The sequence below is a fragment of the Stenotrophomonas sp. S4 genome (assembly GCF_054187805.2).
The window spans coordinates 2,378,293-2,395,369 of the sequence record NZ_CM196188.1; the positions used below are offsets into that span (position 1 = coordinate 2,378,293).

At 64.6% G+C, this 17,077-nt stretch carries 18 protein-coding genes; 3 read left to right on the forward strand and 15 right to left on the reverse strand.

Annotation, left to right across the window (positions count from 1 at the left end; genetic code table 11):
* Window positions 1–158: 158 nt before the first annotated feature.
* Window positions 159–515, forward strand: a complete 357-nt coding sequence (locus ACUZUJ_RS11125; RefSeq protein ID WP_336683683.1) for a hypothetical protein — start codon at window positions 159–161, stop codon at window positions 513–515.
* Window positions 516–986 carry a hypothetical protein gene (locus tag ACUZUJ_RS11130; RefSeq protein WP_510468085.1) on the forward strand — a complete coding sequence of 157 codons (471 nt, stop codon included), beginning with the start codon at window positions 516–518 and terminating at the stop codon, window positions 984–986.
* A gap of 49 nt (window positions 987–1,035) precedes the next feature.
* Here ACUZUJ_RS11130 and ACUZUJ_RS11135 read toward each other — a convergent pair whose 3' ends face one another.
* The 12 genes from ACUZUJ_RS11135 to ACUZUJ_RS11190 form a co-directional block, all read right to left on the reverse strand.
* Window positions 1,036–1,404 (reverse strand): hypothetical protein, encoded by a 369-nt coding sequence (locus tag ACUZUJ_RS11135; protein ID WP_458219994.1) that lies wholly within the window; start codon window positions 1,402–1,404, stop codon window positions 1,036–1,038.
* A gap of 79 nt (window positions 1,405–1,483) precedes the next feature.
* On the reverse strand, window positions 1,484–1,735 hold the full coding sequence (locus tag ACUZUJ_RS11140) for a hypothetical protein (RefSeq protein ID WP_458219995.1): 252 nt from the start codon (window positions 1,733–1,735) through the stop codon (window positions 1,484–1,486).
* A 22-nt stretch (window positions 1,736–1,757) separates the two neighbouring features.
* A complete protein-coding gene (locus tag ACUZUJ_RS11145; protein WP_479642934.1) occupies window positions 1,758–2,081 on the reverse strand; it encodes an SEL1-like repeat protein in 324 nt (107 codons plus the stop codon).
* Between the two features lie 329 nt (window positions 2,082–2,410).
* Entirely contained in the window at window positions 2,411–3,142 is a 732-nt protein-coding gene (locus ACUZUJ_RS11150) for a hypothetical protein (RefSeq protein ID WP_458219996.1), read from the reverse strand.
* Between the two features lie 54 nt (window positions 3,143–3,196).
* Entirely contained in the window at window positions 3,197–3,823 is a 627-nt protein-coding gene (locus ACUZUJ_RS11155; protein ID WP_458219997.1) for a nucleotidyltransferase family protein, read from the reverse strand.
* The gene (locus ACUZUJ_RS11160) at window positions 3,799–4,860 is read right to left on the reverse strand and encodes an XdhC family protein (protein ID WP_458219998.1); all 1,062 of its coding nucleotides are present in this window, start codon (window positions 4,858–4,860) and stop codon (window positions 3,799–3,801) included. The genes ACUZUJ_RS11155 and ACUZUJ_RS11160 overlap by 25 nt, the downstream gene beginning before the upstream one ends.
* Before the next feature lie 9 nt (window positions 4,861–4,869).
* Window positions 4,870–7,074: an aldehyde oxidoreductase molybdenum-binding subunit PaoC gene (paoC, locus tag ACUZUJ_RS11165; RefSeq protein ID WP_458219999.1), complete on the reverse strand. Its 2,205-nt coding sequence runs from the start codon at window positions 7,072–7,074 to the stop codon at window positions 4,870–4,872.
* Window positions 7,074–8,024, reverse strand: coding sequence for an FAD binding domain-containing protein (locus tag ACUZUJ_RS11170; protein WP_458220000.1), 951 nt, complete (start codon window positions 8,022–8,024; stop codon window positions 7,074–7,076). Before ACUZUJ_RS11170 ends, paoC begins: the two co-directional genes overlap by 1 nt.
* Window positions 8,021–8,668: an aldehyde dehydrogenase iron-sulfur subunit PaoA gene (gene paoA, locus ACUZUJ_RS11175; RefSeq protein ID WP_032127303.1), complete on the reverse strand. Its 648-nt coding sequence runs from the start codon at window positions 8,666–8,668 to the stop codon at window positions 8,021–8,023. The genes ACUZUJ_RS11170 and paoA overlap by 4 nt, the downstream gene beginning before the upstream one ends.
* A gap of 368 nt (window positions 8,669–9,036) precedes the next feature.
* Window positions 9,037–9,369, reverse strand: a complete 333-nt coding sequence (locus ACUZUJ_RS11180) for a hypothetical protein (RefSeq protein WP_101765483.1) — start codon at window positions 9,367–9,369, stop codon at window positions 9,037–9,039.
* A 328-nt stretch (window positions 9,370–9,697) separates the two neighbouring features.
* On the reverse strand, window positions 9,698–10,174 hold the full coding sequence (locus ACUZUJ_RS11185; RefSeq protein WP_101765484.1) for a nuclear transport factor 2 family protein: 477 nt from the start codon (window positions 10,172–10,174) through the stop codon (window positions 9,698–9,700).
* Between the two features lie 61 nt (window positions 10,175–10,235).
* The gene (locus tag ACUZUJ_RS11190) at window positions 10,236–10,805 is read right to left on the reverse strand and encodes a TetR/AcrR family transcriptional regulator (protein WP_101765485.1); all 570 of its coding nucleotides are present in this window, start codon (window positions 10,803–10,805) and stop codon (window positions 10,236–10,238) included.
* A gap of 168 nt (window positions 10,806–10,973) precedes the next feature.
* Between ACUZUJ_RS11190 and ACUZUJ_RS11195 the strand changes: the two genes are divergently transcribed.
* Entirely contained in the window at window positions 10,974–11,927 is a 954-nt protein-coding gene (locus ACUZUJ_RS11195) for an alpha/beta fold hydrolase (protein ID WP_101765486.1), read from the forward strand.
* A 106-nt stretch (window positions 11,928–12,033) separates the two neighbouring features.
* On the opposite strand, the gene ACUZUJ_RS11200 is transcribed toward ACUZUJ_RS11195, so the two are convergent.
* The 3 genes from ACUZUJ_RS11200 to ACUZUJ_RS11210 form a co-directional block, all read right to left on the reverse strand.
* Window positions 12,034–14,682 (reverse strand): excinuclease ABC subunit UvrA, encoded by a 2,649-nt coding sequence (locus ACUZUJ_RS11200; RefSeq protein WP_458220001.1) that lies wholly within the window; start codon window positions 14,680–14,682, stop codon window positions 12,034–12,036.
* A gap of 247 nt (window positions 14,683–14,929) precedes the next feature.
* On the reverse strand, window positions 14,930–15,541 hold the full coding sequence (locus ACUZUJ_RS11205) for a DUF3313 family protein (RefSeq protein WP_458220002.1): 612 nt from the start codon (window positions 15,539–15,541) through the stop codon (window positions 14,930–14,932).
* Window positions 15,542–15,933: 392 nt separating this feature from the next.
* Window positions 15,934–17,019 carry an AraC family transcriptional regulator gene (locus ACUZUJ_RS11210; protein ID WP_014037210.1) on the reverse strand — a complete coding sequence of 362 codons (1,086 nt, stop codon included), beginning with the start codon at window positions 17,017–17,019 and terminating at the stop codon, window positions 15,934–15,936.
* Window positions 17,020–17,077: the final 58 nt, after the last annotated feature.

The following is a 17,077-nucleotide window of genomic DNA, read 5'->3' on the forward strand; positions in this document are numbered from 1 at the left end:
CTTCGCGCGGTGCCGGCTGGCAATCCGTCAGTCGGCTATGGCGGGCGGTGCGTGGAGGCCTTGCGCCTGCCCGGTCATCCACACACGGGGTTTCGAACCACGCATCGTCCGCCACCTTTATCGGTGGCGGCTTCTGTCTGCACGCAAGGAGCCCAGCCATGACCCAGCCCCACTCCCCTGCCCCGCACCCGATCCACGACGCGCCGGCGAACGGCCCCGTGCTGGATCCGAACACGCTCGTCGCCCTGCTGCACAGCATCGGCTCTGGCGCTGCGTCCGATGGCCAGCCCTGGCCTGAGCGCCATCAGATGCCGGGCAGACGCATCGCCCTGGCCGATACCGATTGCTCCTTGGCCGGCCTTCGCGTGGTGCTGGAAATCCTGTTGGCCGCACAGCGTGCCCGCGAGAACGGCGAGTTGGAGCAATACGTCGGCCCGCGCGTCATGGAAGGCCTGATCATGGCCGGGCTGGGCCTCGTGGCGCACGCCAGCACACGGGTACGCCCGGACGGCTGAATGACGTCGCATCGCTGGGCGGCCACCGCGCTCTGTCTCGTCGCGGTGGTTGCGGCACAGGCGCAGTGGTTGTCGCCACCGGTGCCCTCGCCTATCGGGTTCCAAAGCATCAACGACGATCGATTCTCACAACTGCGCCGCCAGGCGATGCAGTTCGTGGAGTCTCGGCCACGACAGGGCTTCCAGTTTGTTGAGCGGCATCGAGATGCCGAGTTCCAGGTTCATTGCCGAGACGTACCGGTGCTGTGGCTGGAGAGGCGCTCGCAACATCTGCTGCTGGGGGTCTCGCTGGACGCGGAGCAGCGGGCGCCCGCCGTTCTGCAGCTTCGTGCGTTGCTTCAATGGCAGCTGCAGCCGTTGGGCCATTTGGAGCAGGTACTGGCAGGCGTGCCGGAACCTGTTCTGTTGGATCGGGTGCTGCAGATGTTCGCGGGCGAGGTGCCTGAGGGGGTGCGATGTGGCATGCAGTAGTCGAGCCTGGTTCGACGCTACAAGGGCGTGGATTGATGCCCCCCCTCGGCTAGCGGTAAGGCTCGAAAGTCATTTCGCCATCGGGACCGCCCTCGACGATGTACTTCCCGCCGCCTCCGCGAACACTGGAGTTGCCATAGGGAAGCGGCATGAGCTGCACAACCACTCTTGAGCCCTCCAGGTAGACGATTGCCTTGTAGTTATCAATATCCGCCAAGTGGCGATCCAGCCCAGTAGTGCCATGTACTTGTGCCTTCAGCTTCTGGCTAAAGTCCTGACAGGCCCTGGAGAAGGCAGAAATCACAGTCGACTCTGAGGTCTGAATTGCTTCCGATCCAACCACAACAGGCGGGAACAGCGCCACTCCGAGTCCGATCGCCACAGCCAGGCCACAACACTTTCGAATCAATCCGTTCATGTTATGTCCCTTCCTCCGTAGCTGCATGATGTGGCCCTGCCGGTAGATTGCGTTCCAGCACCGTACGATCTGGTAAGACCTATGATGCCTTCGCTTGCCGGAAACGAAGCAGGCCGACAGACCCGATTTTCCACATGGCAAATGCCACGCAAAGAGAGAAAGCGACAAACGCCAAGCCCGCAAACCCATAGTCTCGGCTACCTTCAGCAAGATCAATCAGCACGAAAGCAAGGAATACTGAATTCACGGCAGCCCCAAGGCAGGCAACCAGCCTGAGTGCCCAGAAGAACATGATGTAGTTAGCCTGAAGAAATCGATTGTATCTGCTCATTTCGTAGATGGATTCTCTCTTCCTATCGTTTTCTGGCACATCGCTGAGCCGCCATGCGAGCCGCTTGCTCTAGCTCGGAATCCGCGCCCTTCACTCCCTTCAGCGCGGCACTCTTGAGCCATGCGTACGCTTCATTGGATGACTCACAGTCCTGTTTGTCCCTCAACATGAAGAACACGTTGTACTGTGCAATCGGGTGCCCCAGCGCTGCGGCATAGACAAGCCACATATGGGAGCTGCCGGCCGTGCCTTTGCCCTCAAAGTGGCGTGAAATCCGAAACGCCGCCTCAGCGTCGCCTGCATCTGCGCGCCCAATCAACGTAAGTAGCTGCTTGTCATCAAGCACCGCAGCGCTGTCCGTTGCGATCGAGCCGTCAAGCTCAACTATCGGCCTGTCCGGCTGAGGGGGCACCTGCGCATTAACCAACCCGGCACCCGCCAGGCATATGAAAAGACCGGTTACCCTGCATATGGTCATTTGATGGCGCCGCCCTCGCTCATGAAATCCACCTGTTCCTCAAGATTGCTATTGTCCTTTCCACATGCGGGTGTTTTTCCGCAGTTCCCTTGATCTGGATGCCCAGAGCTTGTCTTGAAGAAGGGGGTGCGGATTCTCGCTTGCGATGTGTCTGGTGGGGCGCCATGTGGTGTGCTGTAGTCCAGCATTGCTCGACTCTACAGAGGCGCGGGCTGCGGCGGCTCAGGTTCGTGGATGGAGCCTTCGAGCAAGGCGACGTAGGTGTCCAGGCGGATGCGCATGCTGATCAGCATCCAGCCCAACAGGTACAGAACCACCATGGCGAGGATCAACAACCCGCCGACCAGGCTGACGTCGAAGGCGCCTGCCCAGTCGCCCCATTTCCATCCCCGGAACTGCAAATAAAACGCTATGAGCAGCGGGAATGGCCCAAGGCGTTGCAGCCCGCCGTACATCAGGCCCATGCGCTCGATCATGTTGTTGCGCAGCTGACTGACATACTTGAGGCGGCGCTCGCGCTCAATGCGAGGGAAACGGCGAAGCTCGGTAACCACCGCTTGCCAGTGTGCGAAGTCACCGTCCATCTCCTTGGCGTGCGACAGCCGTGGCTGACTGAATTGGCGGATGCCTCTGCGGGCGGCCAGGGCGCCCCCAACAATGAAGCCCCCGATTTCGATTGCAAGGCAGGCAATAACCACCTGGAGTACCGCGCCAGTAGGCAACCACCGATCCGGAAGCTGAGCAGTAAGTATGCCGATGATCGCCGCACCCATGCCGATGCGAAACGACCAGGTCTCCACCCTCCCCGCCTTACGATAGATGCTATGTTCAACCAGCCCTTGCACCCGCTGGTAGAGCCAGTGGAAGGTCAGTTCCTGGTGCTTGGTCCTGTCCGGCGAATCGAATCCGCCCTCTGCCTGCATATCCATTGCGTCCCCCTGCCCGCCGGCGCAGATGCCGGCGCCACCATCGTAGCCGACGACTCACCTCCCGGCATCGATCCAGCCCGCAAGGCGCGCACGCGCGAGATCTTCTGGCGTGTCGATATCCAGGCCCAGCTCCGGCGCTTGAAGGACATGCACGGCATCGATGGGAAGCTGCCTCAAGCGCGCTCCGAAGCCGCGGTCACCGCTTGCACCCACCTGATTGAACCATGCGCGCGGCACCACTGCAGGAACGCCAAGGGCGTTTCCGTGACGGGTGCCAGCGCATCCTGACGCAGAGGCGCTGGCCCTCGAAAGCAACGCCTGCAGATGGGCGTGCTCGATCGCGGGCTGGTCGCATGCCACAACCATCACGGCGGCCACACTGGGCAGCAGGTGTGTGCCAGCAACCTGCAGGCTGCTGGCCAGGCCGCTTTCCCAGTGGTGGTTGGTTACCGGGGTGGCACCCAGTCCGGAAATACTGGATGTCACGGCCTGTGCGTTCCCGCCCACCACCACCAACACCTGCGCTGGCACGAGCTCCAGCGCCAGCCGCACCACGCGATGCACCAGGGTCTCGCCCTGCCGGGTCAGAAGCTGCTTGGGCTGGCCAAGCCGGGTGCTGCCGCCCGCAGCAAGCACGACGACCGCATGCGCGGCCGTCACGTGCCGGCGGTGCTTCGCCATTGCTGCAGCTGCGCGGCAATGCTGAGCGAAATTGCCTCCGGCCCCCGCCCTCCGATGTTGAGGCCGACCGGTGATCGAAGTCTCGGGGACAGGCGGTGGCGCTGATCCGGTGTCAGCAGCTTGAACAGATCCTCACGCCTTCGCCGCGGACCCAGAAGTCCAATGAAGGCAGCCTCGGTATCGGCCAGGGCCACCAGCGCCTCGCGGTCCAGCTCGAAGTCGTGGTGCATCACCAGCACCGCGTCGCACGGGTCGGCGTGGAGGGCCTCGGCCGGGCTCACCTGGAGCTGTGCATCCGCGCCCTGCCCCGCTGAGGACCAGCGCGCTCGTCGTTCGGCCACGCTGACCCGCCACCCCAGGCCCCGCAGCAACGGAACCAGGAAGGGCGTTTCTGGACCGCCCCCCAACAGCAGGGCCCGCGGAAGCCGGGGCAAAGGCAAGCGCCACGCTGCTTCTCCAAAGGGCTGCGCCCCGTCCATCGGATTCAGCTGCCATGCCTGCTCACGATGGCCGGCGCGGAAAACGATCTGCCCCGACGTGCGAAGGTCGCGCTGGAGTGACACCCCCTCGCGCAGCCAAGCCTCGATCACGGTGTCGATGCCCGTCATGACCCGCAACGGCAGAAGCGCAATCCGAAGCCGGCCGCGGCAGCCGAGCGCGGACCCACTCAACAGGTCCTCGTCACTGCGGGTGTCGATCTCGATCCAGTCGACCTGCCCTGCCGCGCTCACCTGCTCCGCGCGACGCGCGAGCTCGGGCTCCAGGCATCCGCCGCTGAGCCAGCCGGTCTGGTTGCCGTTGCAGAACAACACCATGTCGCCGGCACCGGCGTAGGTGGAGCCATCGGTTTCCAGCACCAGCGCGAGCACGGCGTGCTCCGCCGCGCGCAGGTGCGTCACCGCCGCCTCGAGCACGCTCCGCGGGCTGCCTTCGGTGAGGAAGCCCGGCGCTGCGGACACGTGCCCGGCAGGATCCCTGGGCTCCATTCCCTCTGCAACAGAGGTCTCCAGGGCGGGTGAGGCCACGGGTCGGTCCATGCGCAACGGTCAGCCTACGTCTGGCAAGCCGGGCAACAGCTTGTCCAGGGTGATGGGATAGTTGCGCACGCGCACGCCGGTCGCGTTGTAGACCGCATTGGCGATCGCGGCCCCGACCCCACAGATGCCCAGCTCACCCACGCCCTTGGCCTTCATCGGCGAGATCACCGGATCCAGCGTGTCGAGGAAGACCACGTCCTGGTGCGGAATGTCGGCGTGCACGGGAACTTCGTAGCCCGCAAGGTCGTGGTTGACGAACAAACCAAGCCGTTTGTCGACCACCAGCTCCTCCATCAGGGTCGCGCCTGCGCCCATCACCATCCCGCCGATGACCTGGCTGCGTGCGGACAGCGGGTTGAGGATCCGGCCGCCATCGCATACGGCCAGCATCCTGCGGATGCGCGTCTCTCCCGTGTAGGCATGCACGGCGACCTCGCAGAAATGCGCTGCATAGGTGCCGACGTCGTACCCCTGCTTGAACTTGCCGAAGGCAATGCCGTCCTCTGCCGACAGTGTGCCCGCTTCGGCCAGGTCGATGGTCCGCCCACCCGCCTGGATACGGCCATTGGCGAAGTCTGCGGTATCGCCGTCGAAGCCCAGTTTCTCGCCCACCTTGCGGCGCAGGCTGACGCACGCCGCGTACACGCCTGCGGTGGAGCTTGCCGCGCCCCACTGGCCACCGGAACCGGCGGAGGCGGGATGACGGGAGTCGCCGAGGGTCACCTGGACCCGGTCCAGCGGCACGCCCATGGTCTCGGCTGCCGTCTGCGCGATGATCGTGTAGGAGCCGGTGCCGATGTCGGTCATGTCGGTTTCCACGATCACCCCGCCCTGGCCGTCAAGCCGGACCCGCGCCGCCGACTTCATCGTCGGTGCGCCGCGATAGCCTGCGGACACGCCCATTCCGACCAGCCAGTGCCCTTCCCTTACCTGCGCCGGCTTGGCGTTGCGCTTGTTCCAGTTGAAGCGTTCCGCGCCCTCGCGCAGGCAGCGCACCAGGTTGCGGTCGGAGAACTTCTTGCTCGGATCGCCGGGTACGACCTCGGGTTCGTTGAGGATGCGGAACGCGATCGGGTCGAGGCCCAGCTTCTCGGCCATTTCGTCCATCGCCACTTCCAGCGCCATGTGGCCCGGCGCTTCGCCCGGCGCGCGCATCGCATTGCCTTCGGGCATGTCGAGCGTGGCGATGTAGTTGGCCACCAGGCGGTTGGCGCCTGCATAGAGCTTGGGCGTCTGCAGGGTGCCGTTCTCGCCGTCCTCGCCGTTGATGTTGCCCGACCAGTTCTCATGGGCGATGGCGGAGATCCTGCCGTCTTTCGCGCAACCGATCCGGACGCGTTGGATGGTCGCGTGCCGGTGCGTGGTGTTGTTGGGCATCAATGGACGTTGCAGCGCGATCTTCACCGGCCGCCCGACCTGCTTGGCGGCCAGTGCGGCCAGCACTGCATCGGCGCGGATGAACAGCTTGCCGCCGAAGCCGCCGCCGATATAGGGCGAGTCCACACGCACCTTGTCGGGATCGATGCCGAGGATCGCGGCCATGCCCTGCCTGGCCCAGTCGATCATCTGGTTCGAGGTCCACAGGGTGAGCGTGTCGCCTTCCCAGGCGGCGATGGTGGCGTGCGGCTCCATCATCGAATGACTTTCGTCGGCTGTGTGGTAGGTCTCGTCGAGCTTGACCGCCGCGCTCGCGTAAGCGCTGTCGAAATCACCCAGCGTCTGCCGGTCGGGCTTGCCACCGCGCCCCTTGGCCAGCGGCGCGGACGGCGCGAGCGCTGGGAAATCGAAGCGCCCCTTGCCGCGCTCGTAACGGGTGCGGATCAACGCCGCAGCGGCGCGGGCCTGCTCGAAGGTCTCGGCCACCACGCAGGCAATGGCCTGGTGGTAATGGGCGACCTCGGGCCCGCCGAACAGTGGCGCATTGTTCCAGTTGGATGTGCCGACCGGTTTGGTCTCCGGTGCGGTGATCACCGCCAGTACGCCGGGGGCGGCACGTGCGCGGGAGGCATCCATCGAAATGATGCGCCCCTTGCCGATGCCCGCGCCGACGATGTAGCCGTAGACCTGGTTTGGCGCCACGTCATGGCGCTCGTAGGCATAGGGGGTGGTGCCGGTGGTCTTGCGCGGGCCGTCGATGCGCGGCGTCGACTTGCCGACCACCTTGGCCTTGTCGAACAGGTTGTCGCCGGCGGGGGCGTTGAATTCGAGGGGCATCAGCGCTCTCCTTCGGCCAGAACGGCTGCGAGGGTGCGCTCGGCGAGCGCGATCTTGAACGCGTTCTCCTGCGTCGGACGGGCACCGGCGAACACCTGCCGGGTCGCGGCCTTGACGCTGTCGCGCAGCAGGGGTTCGGCTGCTTCGATGCGCCACGGCTTCGGCGCGACCCCGCCGAACGCGAATCGCGCCGAGCCGTCACGCTGCACGACCGCGGCGATCGACACCAGTGCGAACGCATAGGACGCGCGGTCACGTACCTTGTGGTACACGTGCCGGCCGCCCAGCGGTTCCGGCAGCGTGACGTGGGTGATCAGCTCACCGCGCTGCAGCACGTTGTCCTGCTGTGGCGTGTCGCCCGGGGAACGATGGAACTCGGCAATCGGAATGCTGCGCGTGCTGCCATCGCCATTGACGGTCTGGATCGAGGCGTCCAGCACGCGCAGCGCCACCGCCATATCGCCCGGATAGGTCGCGATGCAGCTGTCCGAGGTGCCGATCACGCCCATCTGCCGGGAGAACCCTTCGAGCGCGCCGCAGCCTGATCCGGGCAGGCGCTTGTTGCAGGGCAGATGGGGGTCGTAGAAGTACGGACAACGCGTGCGCTGCAGCAGGTTGCCGCCGGTGGTGGCCTTGTTGCGCAGCTGCCCGGACGCGCCTGCCACGATCGCGCGGGTCAACACCGCATAGTCGCGGCGCACGCGCTCATGCGAGGCCAACGCGGTATTGGTGACCAGCGTGCCGATGCGCAGGCCGCCGTCGTCGGTGGGCTCGATCCTGTCCAGGCCGATGTCCTGCACGTCGACCAGGTGCGCGGGCGTCTCGACCTCCAGCTTCATCAGGTCGAGCAGGTTGGTTCCTCCCGCCAGGAACTTCGCGCCCTCGGTGCGGGCGACGGCCTTGGCTGCCTCGGCCGGAGACTTCGCGCGCTCGTAACTGAAGACCTTCATGAGCGCCCCCTTCCAGAGGCCGCGCCAGCGACCTCTTGCATCGCCTCGGCAATGTTGGAATAGGCGCCGCAGCGGCAGAGGTTGCCGCTCATGCGTTCGCGCATTTCCATGTTGGTGGCCTGGGGCCGTGCGCTGACATCGGCCTGCGCATGGCTGGGGACACCGCGCTTGATCTCGTCCAGTACCGCCACCGCCGAACAGATCTGCCCCGGCGTGCAGTACCCACACTGGTAACCGTCATGCTTGATGAAGGCGGCCTGCATCGGATGCAGGTCATCAGGGGTTCCGAGGCCTTCGATGGTAGTGATGGCATCGCCCTGGTGCTGCACCGCCAGGCTGAGGCAGGCATTGATGCGTTCACCGTTGACCAGCACGGTACAGGCGCCGCACTGACCGTGGTCGCAGCCCTTCTTGGTGCCGGTCAGTTTCAGATGTTCGCGCAGGGCGTCGAGCAGCGTCGTGCGGGTGTCCAGCTCGAGCTCACGATGCGTGCCGTTGACCGTCAACGCCACCGTGCTGATGACCGGCGGCCTGGGCGGCGGGGATGCCGCCAGTTCGGCGGCGAGCGATGACGCCCCCGGTGCGGCGGACATCGCCATGGTCGTGGCGCCGCCGGCGATCACCTGGCGACGCGTCAACTTCATTCCTTCGTCCCAACTTGGCACAGTGACCTCCTGGCGTTCGGGGAAACCCCGTGGCTGGATGGACGCGCTCAGACTACCCAAAGGGGCACTATGCCCGTCTGGGTGGTACAGATCTGTGAAGCCTGTCCAGGGTGTGCCTGCATCGTCGGCCGAGCCTGCTGGCCGGTCATCTTCAACGCCGCCTCTGGCGAACGTGGGCCTCGCGGACAGCGTATTGATGCCCAGGTAAAGCCGCCCAGACAGGCCCACGGCGCGCTATGGGCCGGCCTGCGGAACTGCGCCATGCGGCGCTCGGATACGGTGCTGCGTCGGTGGTCAGCAACCGCTGTGGTCCGGGCGAGCTGCCACGGCAGTGCATGATGCTGGACTCATTGCCGTGTGGATCGGCTGCGGGTAGAGGCCAGAAGGATGAGCAGCACATAGCAGGCCAACGCCCCCAGGGCCAGGCCCATGGCCTCGAGTTCCCAGTTCCTGCGGTACGGAGAAGGCCCGATGAAGGCCCAGATCAACACGAGCGCCCCAATCACGAGCATGGTCTTGTTGGCTGCTGAGATGAGCTTGGCAGCAGAGGGATACCCTAGATTGGGGTCGAACGGGCCGAGCATCCAGCCGAGGCTCTTGAAGTAGTCACGTGCAAGAAAGAACAGGAAGACAAACACCCCCATGAGCACGCTCGCCAGCAGCTGATAGTGCGGTTCCATGGCAGCCTCTTGAGGGGATCTGGCGTTTCCACGCGTGGACGCCCCGCAGCTTAGCCGGATTTACATGAGGAGTGCATCCGTTGGCCGGAAGCGGACGCTAGCGGCGTGGTTGAGGCGCGCGGCGTGGTGGCAGGCAATAGTCGAGCATGGCGCGACTCTACAGAGGCCCGCCAAGCGGGCCGAAGGGTTCATGGGAAGGCGGGCCACTGCGCAAGCGGTGGGCCAGGAACACGGCGTGTGCCGTGTGCGATCAGCCTAGGCAGCACACCGTTGCTGCGGTAGGCCCGTGGAGGGGGGCGTGATGTTGCATTCCGGGAAGCAATGCGAATCACATGCCCAGATCAGACAGCCCCGGATGATCATCGGGGCGGCGCCCCAGCGGCCAGTGGAACCTGCGGTCACTTTCCTTGATCGGCATGTCGTTGATGCACGAAAAGCGGCGTTGCATCAGGCCATCGGCGCCGAATTCCCAGTTCTCGTTTCCATAGGAACGGAACCAGTTGCCGGAGTCGTCATGCCACTCATAGGCGTAGCGCACGGCAATACGGTTGTCGGTGAAGGCCCATAGCTCCTTGATCAGCCGGTACTCAAGCTCCTTTTTCCACTTGCGGGCCAGGAAGTGCCGGGCCTCCTCGCGGCCATGGGTGAACTCGGCGCGATTTCGCCACTCGGTATCCAGCGAATAGGCCAGCGAAACCTTGTCCGCATCGCGGGAGTTCCAGCCATCCTCGGCAAGACGCACTTTCTCGATGGCCGATTCACGGGTGAACGGGGGGAGCGGCGGACGGGGTGCTTCAATGGACATGGTGGAGCCTCCAATCAAGTGGATGAACGGGGTGCTTCGACGGGTTTTGATGACTCAGGCGTCAGCGCCTGGCCTGCTCCAACAACACCTTTGCAACATCCCTTGCAGTGTCTGCGGCGGTGTAGTCGCCCATCACGCGCGAGACGGTGATGGCGCCTTCCATGAGAACCAGCAGCTGCCGCGCCAGTGCGTCTGGCTGCTTGATATCCAGTTGCGTGGTGAGTTCCAGCGTGTAATCGAGCAGCTTCTGCTTGTGATGTTTTGCGATGTGGCGAATCGGATCGTCGGGATCGCCGACTTCGCCTGCGGTGTTGATGAAGGCGCAGCCGCGATAGCCCTCGGACTGGAACCAGCCCTTGAGCACGGTGAACATGCCGAGGATGCGTGCTTCCGGGGTGTCAGCCTTGTCGCACTCCTGCTGGAACCAGGCGAGCCAGCGCACGTCGCGCGCGTTCAGTGCCGCAGCGGCCACCTGGTCCTTGTTTTCGAAGTGACGGTAGATGCTCTTCCGGGCAACGCCGGAGGTCTTCACCAGCAGATCCATGCCGGTGGCGTGGATCCCGTTCTGGTAGATCAGCGCCTCGGCCGTGGCCAGGATCTTCTGCGCGGTGTCGGTGCCGGTCTTGTGCATGGCTGCAAGGTAGAACGAGCGTTCTCCCTTGTCAACGGGCAATGGTTGGCGGTTCGTGTGTGCACAACCGTGCAAGACGATCTATCAAGAAATCCGGACAGTTCATCACCCAGGCGCCTGATTGTTGGCGCAAAGTACGCCTCACCACCCACCCATGAGAGTTCCCCCATGAACACCTTCGCCCGCACCCTGGCCATTGCCGCCCTCGCCCTCTCGGTCCAGGCCGGCCTGTCCGCGCAGGCCGCCGAACCGGCCACGCCGGCGGCAGTCACCAGCATCGCGCGCACCGCCAGCTACATCACCACCGCCGATGGCGTGCAGCTCTACTACAAGGACTGGGGCCCCAAGGACGGCCCGGTCGTTACCTTCAGCCACGGCTGGCCGTTGAACTCGGACAGCTGGGAATCGCAGATGATCTTCCTGGCCAACCACGGCTACCGCGTCATCGCCCATGACCGTCGTGGCCACGGCCGTTCCAGCCAGCCGTGGGATGGCAACGACATGGATCACTACGCCGATGACCTGGCCACGGTGATCAACACGCTGGACCTGCACGATGTCACCCTGGTGGGCTTCTCCACTGGCGGCGGCGAAGTGGCGCGCTACATCGGCCGCCATGGCACCGGCCGGGTGAAGAAGGCGGTACTGATCAGTTCGGTGCCGCCGCTCATGCTGAAGACCGCCGACAATCCCAATGGCCTGCCGATGGAAGTGTTCGATGGTATCCGCAAGGCGCAGATGGACAACCGCGCACAGCTGTACAAGGACATCCCGTCGGGCCCCTTCTACGGCTTCAATCGCCCGGGCGCGAAGGTGTCGCAGGGCCTGATCGATGCATGGTGGGCGCAGGGCATGCAGGGTGGCCACAAGAACACCTACGATTCGATCGCCGCGTTCTCGGCCACCGACTTCCGCGCCGACCTGAAGAAGTTCGACGTGCCGACGCTGGTGATCCACGGTGATGACGACCAGATCGTGCCGATCGACATCTCCGGCCGCCAGTCGGCGAAGCTGATCAAGGGCGCACGGCTGATTGTGTACCCGGGTGCGCCGCATGGCCTGACCGACACCCACAAGGACAAGGTCAACCAGGATCTGCTGACGTTCCTGCAGGAAAAGTAAACAACAGGGGCTCCGGCAATGTGCCGGAGCCCGTTTCCTGTTGAAAGGCGCTGCCTCGATGCTGGCCTTCCGGCGCCGGACATCGATAGCCGAGCATGGCTCGGCGCTACAGGGAAGCCAGCTCCTTCGCCAGGAACGGCGCCGTTCTGCTGCCTTTGGCGCGCGCCACCTGTTGCGGCGTTCCCTTCGCGACGATGGTGCCCCCTGCCCCGCCAGCGCCGGGGCCTACATCAATCACCCAGTCCGCCTGTGCGACCGCGCGCATGTCATGCTCGATCATCACCACCGTATTGCCCGCGTCCACCAGCCGCTGCAGCTGCACCAACAGCCTGTCTGCGTCCGATGCATGCAGGCCGGTGGTGGGTTCATCCAGCACATACAGCGTGCGCCCGCGCTGGCTGCGCTGCAGCTCGGTGGCGAGCTTGATGCGCTGGGCCTCGCCGCCTGAAAGTTCGGTGGCCGGCTGGCCCAGCCGCAGGTAGCCCAGGCCGATCTCCTGCAGCAACTGCAGCGGGCGGGCAATGGCATCCTCTTCATTGAAGAACGCATGCGCCTGGTCAACCGTCATCTGCAGGACGTCGGCGATGTTGCGGTCGTTCCACTGCACCTTCAGCGTGGCTTCGTTGTAGCGGGCACCATGACAGGTCGGGCACGGCGCATAGACGCTGGGCATGAACAGCAGTTCGACGCTGACGAACCCCTCGCCCTCGCAGGTCTCGCACCGGCCCTTGGCCACGTTGAACGAGAAGCGGCCCGCATCGAAACGGCGTCGGCGCGCGGCGGGCGTGGCGGCGAACAGCTTGCGCACGTGATCGAACAGCCCGGTATAGGTGGCCAGGTTGGAGCGTGGCGTGCGGCCAATGGGCTTCTGGTCGACCTGCACCACCCGCTGGATGGCGTCCATATCGCCTGCCAATGTGCCCCGCGTCGTTTCGATCACGGTCGGCCCGTCGGTGGGCGCGCTATCGGCGTTGTCGTCCGCAGGCTCATGCCCGAGGTGCAGCAGCAACAGCTCGGGTAGCGCCTGCGCCATCAGGCTGGACTTGCCGGAACCGGAAATGCCGGTCACGGCCGTCAGCAGCCCCAGCGGCACCTGTGCGTCCACGCCCTGCAGGTTGTGGCGATGGATGCCTTGCAGCTCCAGCCAGGTGCTCGCGTTGCGCTGCCGGCTCGCGGGTGCGGGCACCTGGTCGAACAGGTACTGCGCCGTGCGCGACTCCGGGATCTGGCGCAGGCCGTCCGGCTCGCCACTGTAGAGAACGCGCCCGCCGTGTTCCCCTGCCTGCGGCCCTACATCCACCAGCCACTGCGCGCGGCGCATCAGTTCCAGATCGTGTTCAACAACGAACACCGAGTTTCCACCGTCGCGCAAGCGCTCAAGCGCGTCGTACAGCGCCTGGCTGTCGGCCGGGTGCAGGCCGGCCGAGGGTTCGTCGAGTACGTACAGCACGCCAAACAGCAGCGAGCTGAGCTGCGTGGCCAGCCGCAGGCGCTGCAGCTCGCCGGCCGACAGGGTTGGCGTGGCGCGATCCAGCGAGAGATAGCCCAGGCCCAGGTCGCGCAGCTGGCGTACCCGCGCCATGACCCCGCCTGCCAAGCGTTGTGCCGCCAGGCGCTTCTCTTCGGACAGTGCGGAGGTCAGCCGCACGTCCGGAGCGCCCTCGTGGGTCGCCTGGCCACTCGCGGCCCGCCGGGCGCGATCGCGGGGTGTCGCGCTCCTGCGGGTGCGAGCGCCCTTGCTGTGCGCGCCGAAATCACCTTGTGCGATGGGCTCCAGCAGCGCCGCCAGCTGATCCAGCGGCAGCCGCATGAACTCGCCGATATCCACGCCGGCAAAGGTGACGGAGAGTGCTTCGGGCTTCAGGCGCTTTCCGTGGCAGGCCGGGCACAGCTTGCCTTCCATGTAGCGCGACACGCGCTTGCGCATCAGCGCGCTCTGGGTATTGGCAAAGGTGTGCAGCACGTAGCGGCGCGCGCCGGTATAGGTGCCCATGTAGCTGGGCTCCTGCTTGCGCTTGAGCGCAGCACGCGTCTCTGCGGGCGTGAACCCGGCATAGACCGGCACGCTGGGCGCTTCCTCGGTGAACAGGATCCAGTCCCGGTCCTTCTTCGGCAACTTCTTCCACGGCACGTCGATGTCGTAGCCCAGCGTCACCAGGATGTCGCGCAGGTTCTGGCCATGCCAGGCCGGCGGCCAGGAGGCGATGGCGCGCTCGCGGATGCTCAGCGAGGGGTCCGGAACCATCAGTGCTTCGGTCACTTCGTAGACATGCCCCAGGCCATGGCAGGTGCTGCAGGCGCCCTGTGGCGTGTTGGGTGAGAAGTCCTCGGCGTACAGCATGGGCTGGTTGGCCGGGTACGCACCCGCACGCGAGTACATCATGCGCACCAGGCTGGACAGGGTGGTCACGCTGCCCACTGACGAACGCGCATTGCTGGCCCCGCGCTGCTGCTGCAGGGCCACTGCCGGCGGCAGGCCATCGATGGCGTCCACATCCGGCACGCCCGCCTGATCGATCAGGCGCCTGGCATACGGCGCAACGGACTCGAAGTAGCGCCGCTGCGCCTCTGCAAAGACGGTACCGAAGGCCAACGATGACTTGCCGGAACCTGATACGCCGGAGAACACCACCAGTGCATTGCGCGGAATGGAGACGTCGACATTCTTGAGGTTGTGTTCGCGCGCACCGCGCACCTCGACGCAACCGCTGGCGGCGGCAGCGCATGACGATTCACCAAAGGGGGTGTTGGACATTTCAGCGTTCCTGCATTCGGTGGGCGGGCCGCACAATGGGCGCGCCCGGTAGGCCATTCTCGCCGCTGTGGAGTGAATGGTGTGAGGGTACGGGCTTCCCCTGCCCTCGAGCGGCATACCCCCTGCACTTCCCCCTTCGTACGCAGTTGCGCGGCCAAGGGCTAGAGTGAGCCATCTACGCGATGGGAGGGCGACAGGCACCCCGATGTACTTGGCTGGGCCGCCACCGCGGCATCGGTGGCGCTCTTCATCCGGCCGATGGTGAAACAGGCTGGCGTGGTCTCACCATCGGCGCAATGAATTCCACCACATCAATCGCAAGCCGACCGGCAAGCGCCTTGGCATGGCCATCCGGTGTGTAGCTTTTTCGGATGTCTCTCATGTCCGCCTCGTCGGCCAGCAGCAGGAGTGCTACCTGCCTGCCAGTGCTAGCGTCGATCGCCTCGATCTCGAGGGAAAGCCGCCCCTTGCTTACCGGCCCCACAAGGACCGATGTGGCAATGTTCAGGCCAGCAGAGGCCTCCTTCACCGAGGTGATCCTTGCAAGCAGCAACAGCCCTGTTCCCGGCTGCCCTGCCCCGGTCAGGCTCCGGCCCAGGCGCCTGTCGATCTGCCGCTGCAGCTGACTGCTTACGGCAGCCTTGAGGCGCTCGCCAATGCCCGGGCCCAGGGTTGCGGCCACCTCTGGCATCAGCAGTACGGGTGCGAGAGTCACCGTCTGAAAGCGCCCATGCGAGCTGCCCGCTGGCACGATCTCCATCCGGCGCTCGCCGTGCATGGTGAGCCCTGCATAGGTCCTGGCCTGGTTTGACCTGACAACGTGAACCTGGCTGCATGCGGCCAGCGACAGCATTGCCATGCCTGCAATGATCCATGGGACCCGCTGCCGCCAGCTGCCTGTTGTGCCGCGCCTGGCAGGCCGTGCATTTTTCAGAGTGGCGGATCGATGAATGGCTGATGCAGGACCAGGGTATTGGGGCTTTGCGGAGTGCATTGCTTTCGCAGGTTGTGTGGAAAGGAATCAACCGAGAAGGAATCTCGCGGCGATCTTCGATTCAAACAGCCGTATACGCTTCATGGTTCTACCCAGGTGATGGAGGGGGCTGGGGAGGACCGAACACGTACAGGTACAATTGATCGCGATGGCGCATCCACCGCCGGCAGCATGAGCTGGTCGTCGAGCCGGTGTGGTTGGGTGGCCAGGCTTCCAACGATGGCCCTCCGCAGCGCGGGAACCGAGGTGGATGCTGCCTACCTGGATTCCCGGAACTCGGTCGGCAGGCAGCCTGCCCAACGCTTGAATGCGCGCCGGAATGCGCGGGCATCGGAATATCCAACCGCCTCTGCAATCTCGGCGATGCTCAACTCTGAGTTCAGCAGGAGGTCGCGGGCACGTTCATATCTCGCTTCGTCCCGAATCTCCCGATAGCTGGAATCCTGCCGGCTCAGGCGGCGGCGGAGCGTTCTTTCGCTGACATTGATCAGGCTCGCAAGTTCACTCTGCTTGGTTGTTGCCTCGATATCACATCGAAGATGGCTCGACAGGGATTCAACAATCTCATTGCGCCCCCCTCGCGTTGGAAGAAGTGAATCCAACTGCTCCCGGACAATTCTTGAATTGACCCGATCAAATCCGGGCAAGCGCGCGCTCAACCAATGTGAGTCTATGGTCAGGCGATTGACGCCAGCATCGAAGCGCACAGGGCACTGGAAGAATCGTCGATAGACTTCAGGATCAGACGGTTTGGGGAGGGAGAAATCAACCCTGAGTGGCGCGAATGATGGTCCAACCACGTATCTGCTGACCGCAACGAATCCGGCGAACGCGTCCTCGACCAGTACTGACTCCAGTTGAATGTCGAATCGTTTGAACCGGACTTCCATTCTCACTTCCCTTCCCACTTCCTCCACCGTGTGGATCAGCATCGAGCCGATTGCCTGCTGATGGGTGAGGCCGTATGTCAGTGCATCGCCGTAGGTCTCGCAGGTGAGCATTGCCAATCCGGGTACGCCCCATGAAATAGGCGTCTGTCTGGCCCCCAATGCCAGGCCCAGCGCAGGTTCGCCCAGCAAACGCTCAGCCCGCATGAACAACTGGCGCATCTGCCGATAGGACAGCCTCACGTCCCTCATCGATAGATCTCGATAAGTGAAGCCGAGCCCGCGGCATAGCTCCTCTGGAGAGAACCCGCGGTCCTCGACCAGGCCGAGGATCGCCCTCGCCCCCGTGGGCACTATCTCTGCAATCTGCGATTCGCTTGCGGAATTTGGATCTTCAGAAGCATGGAGAGCGACAGCATCCAGCGCGGCATCCTCGCCGGCGACAGGCCAGTCCATGGATGCCGGCAGATTCTTGGGGATAGGGGCCATCACGTATTCGAAAGGTAGTTCGACA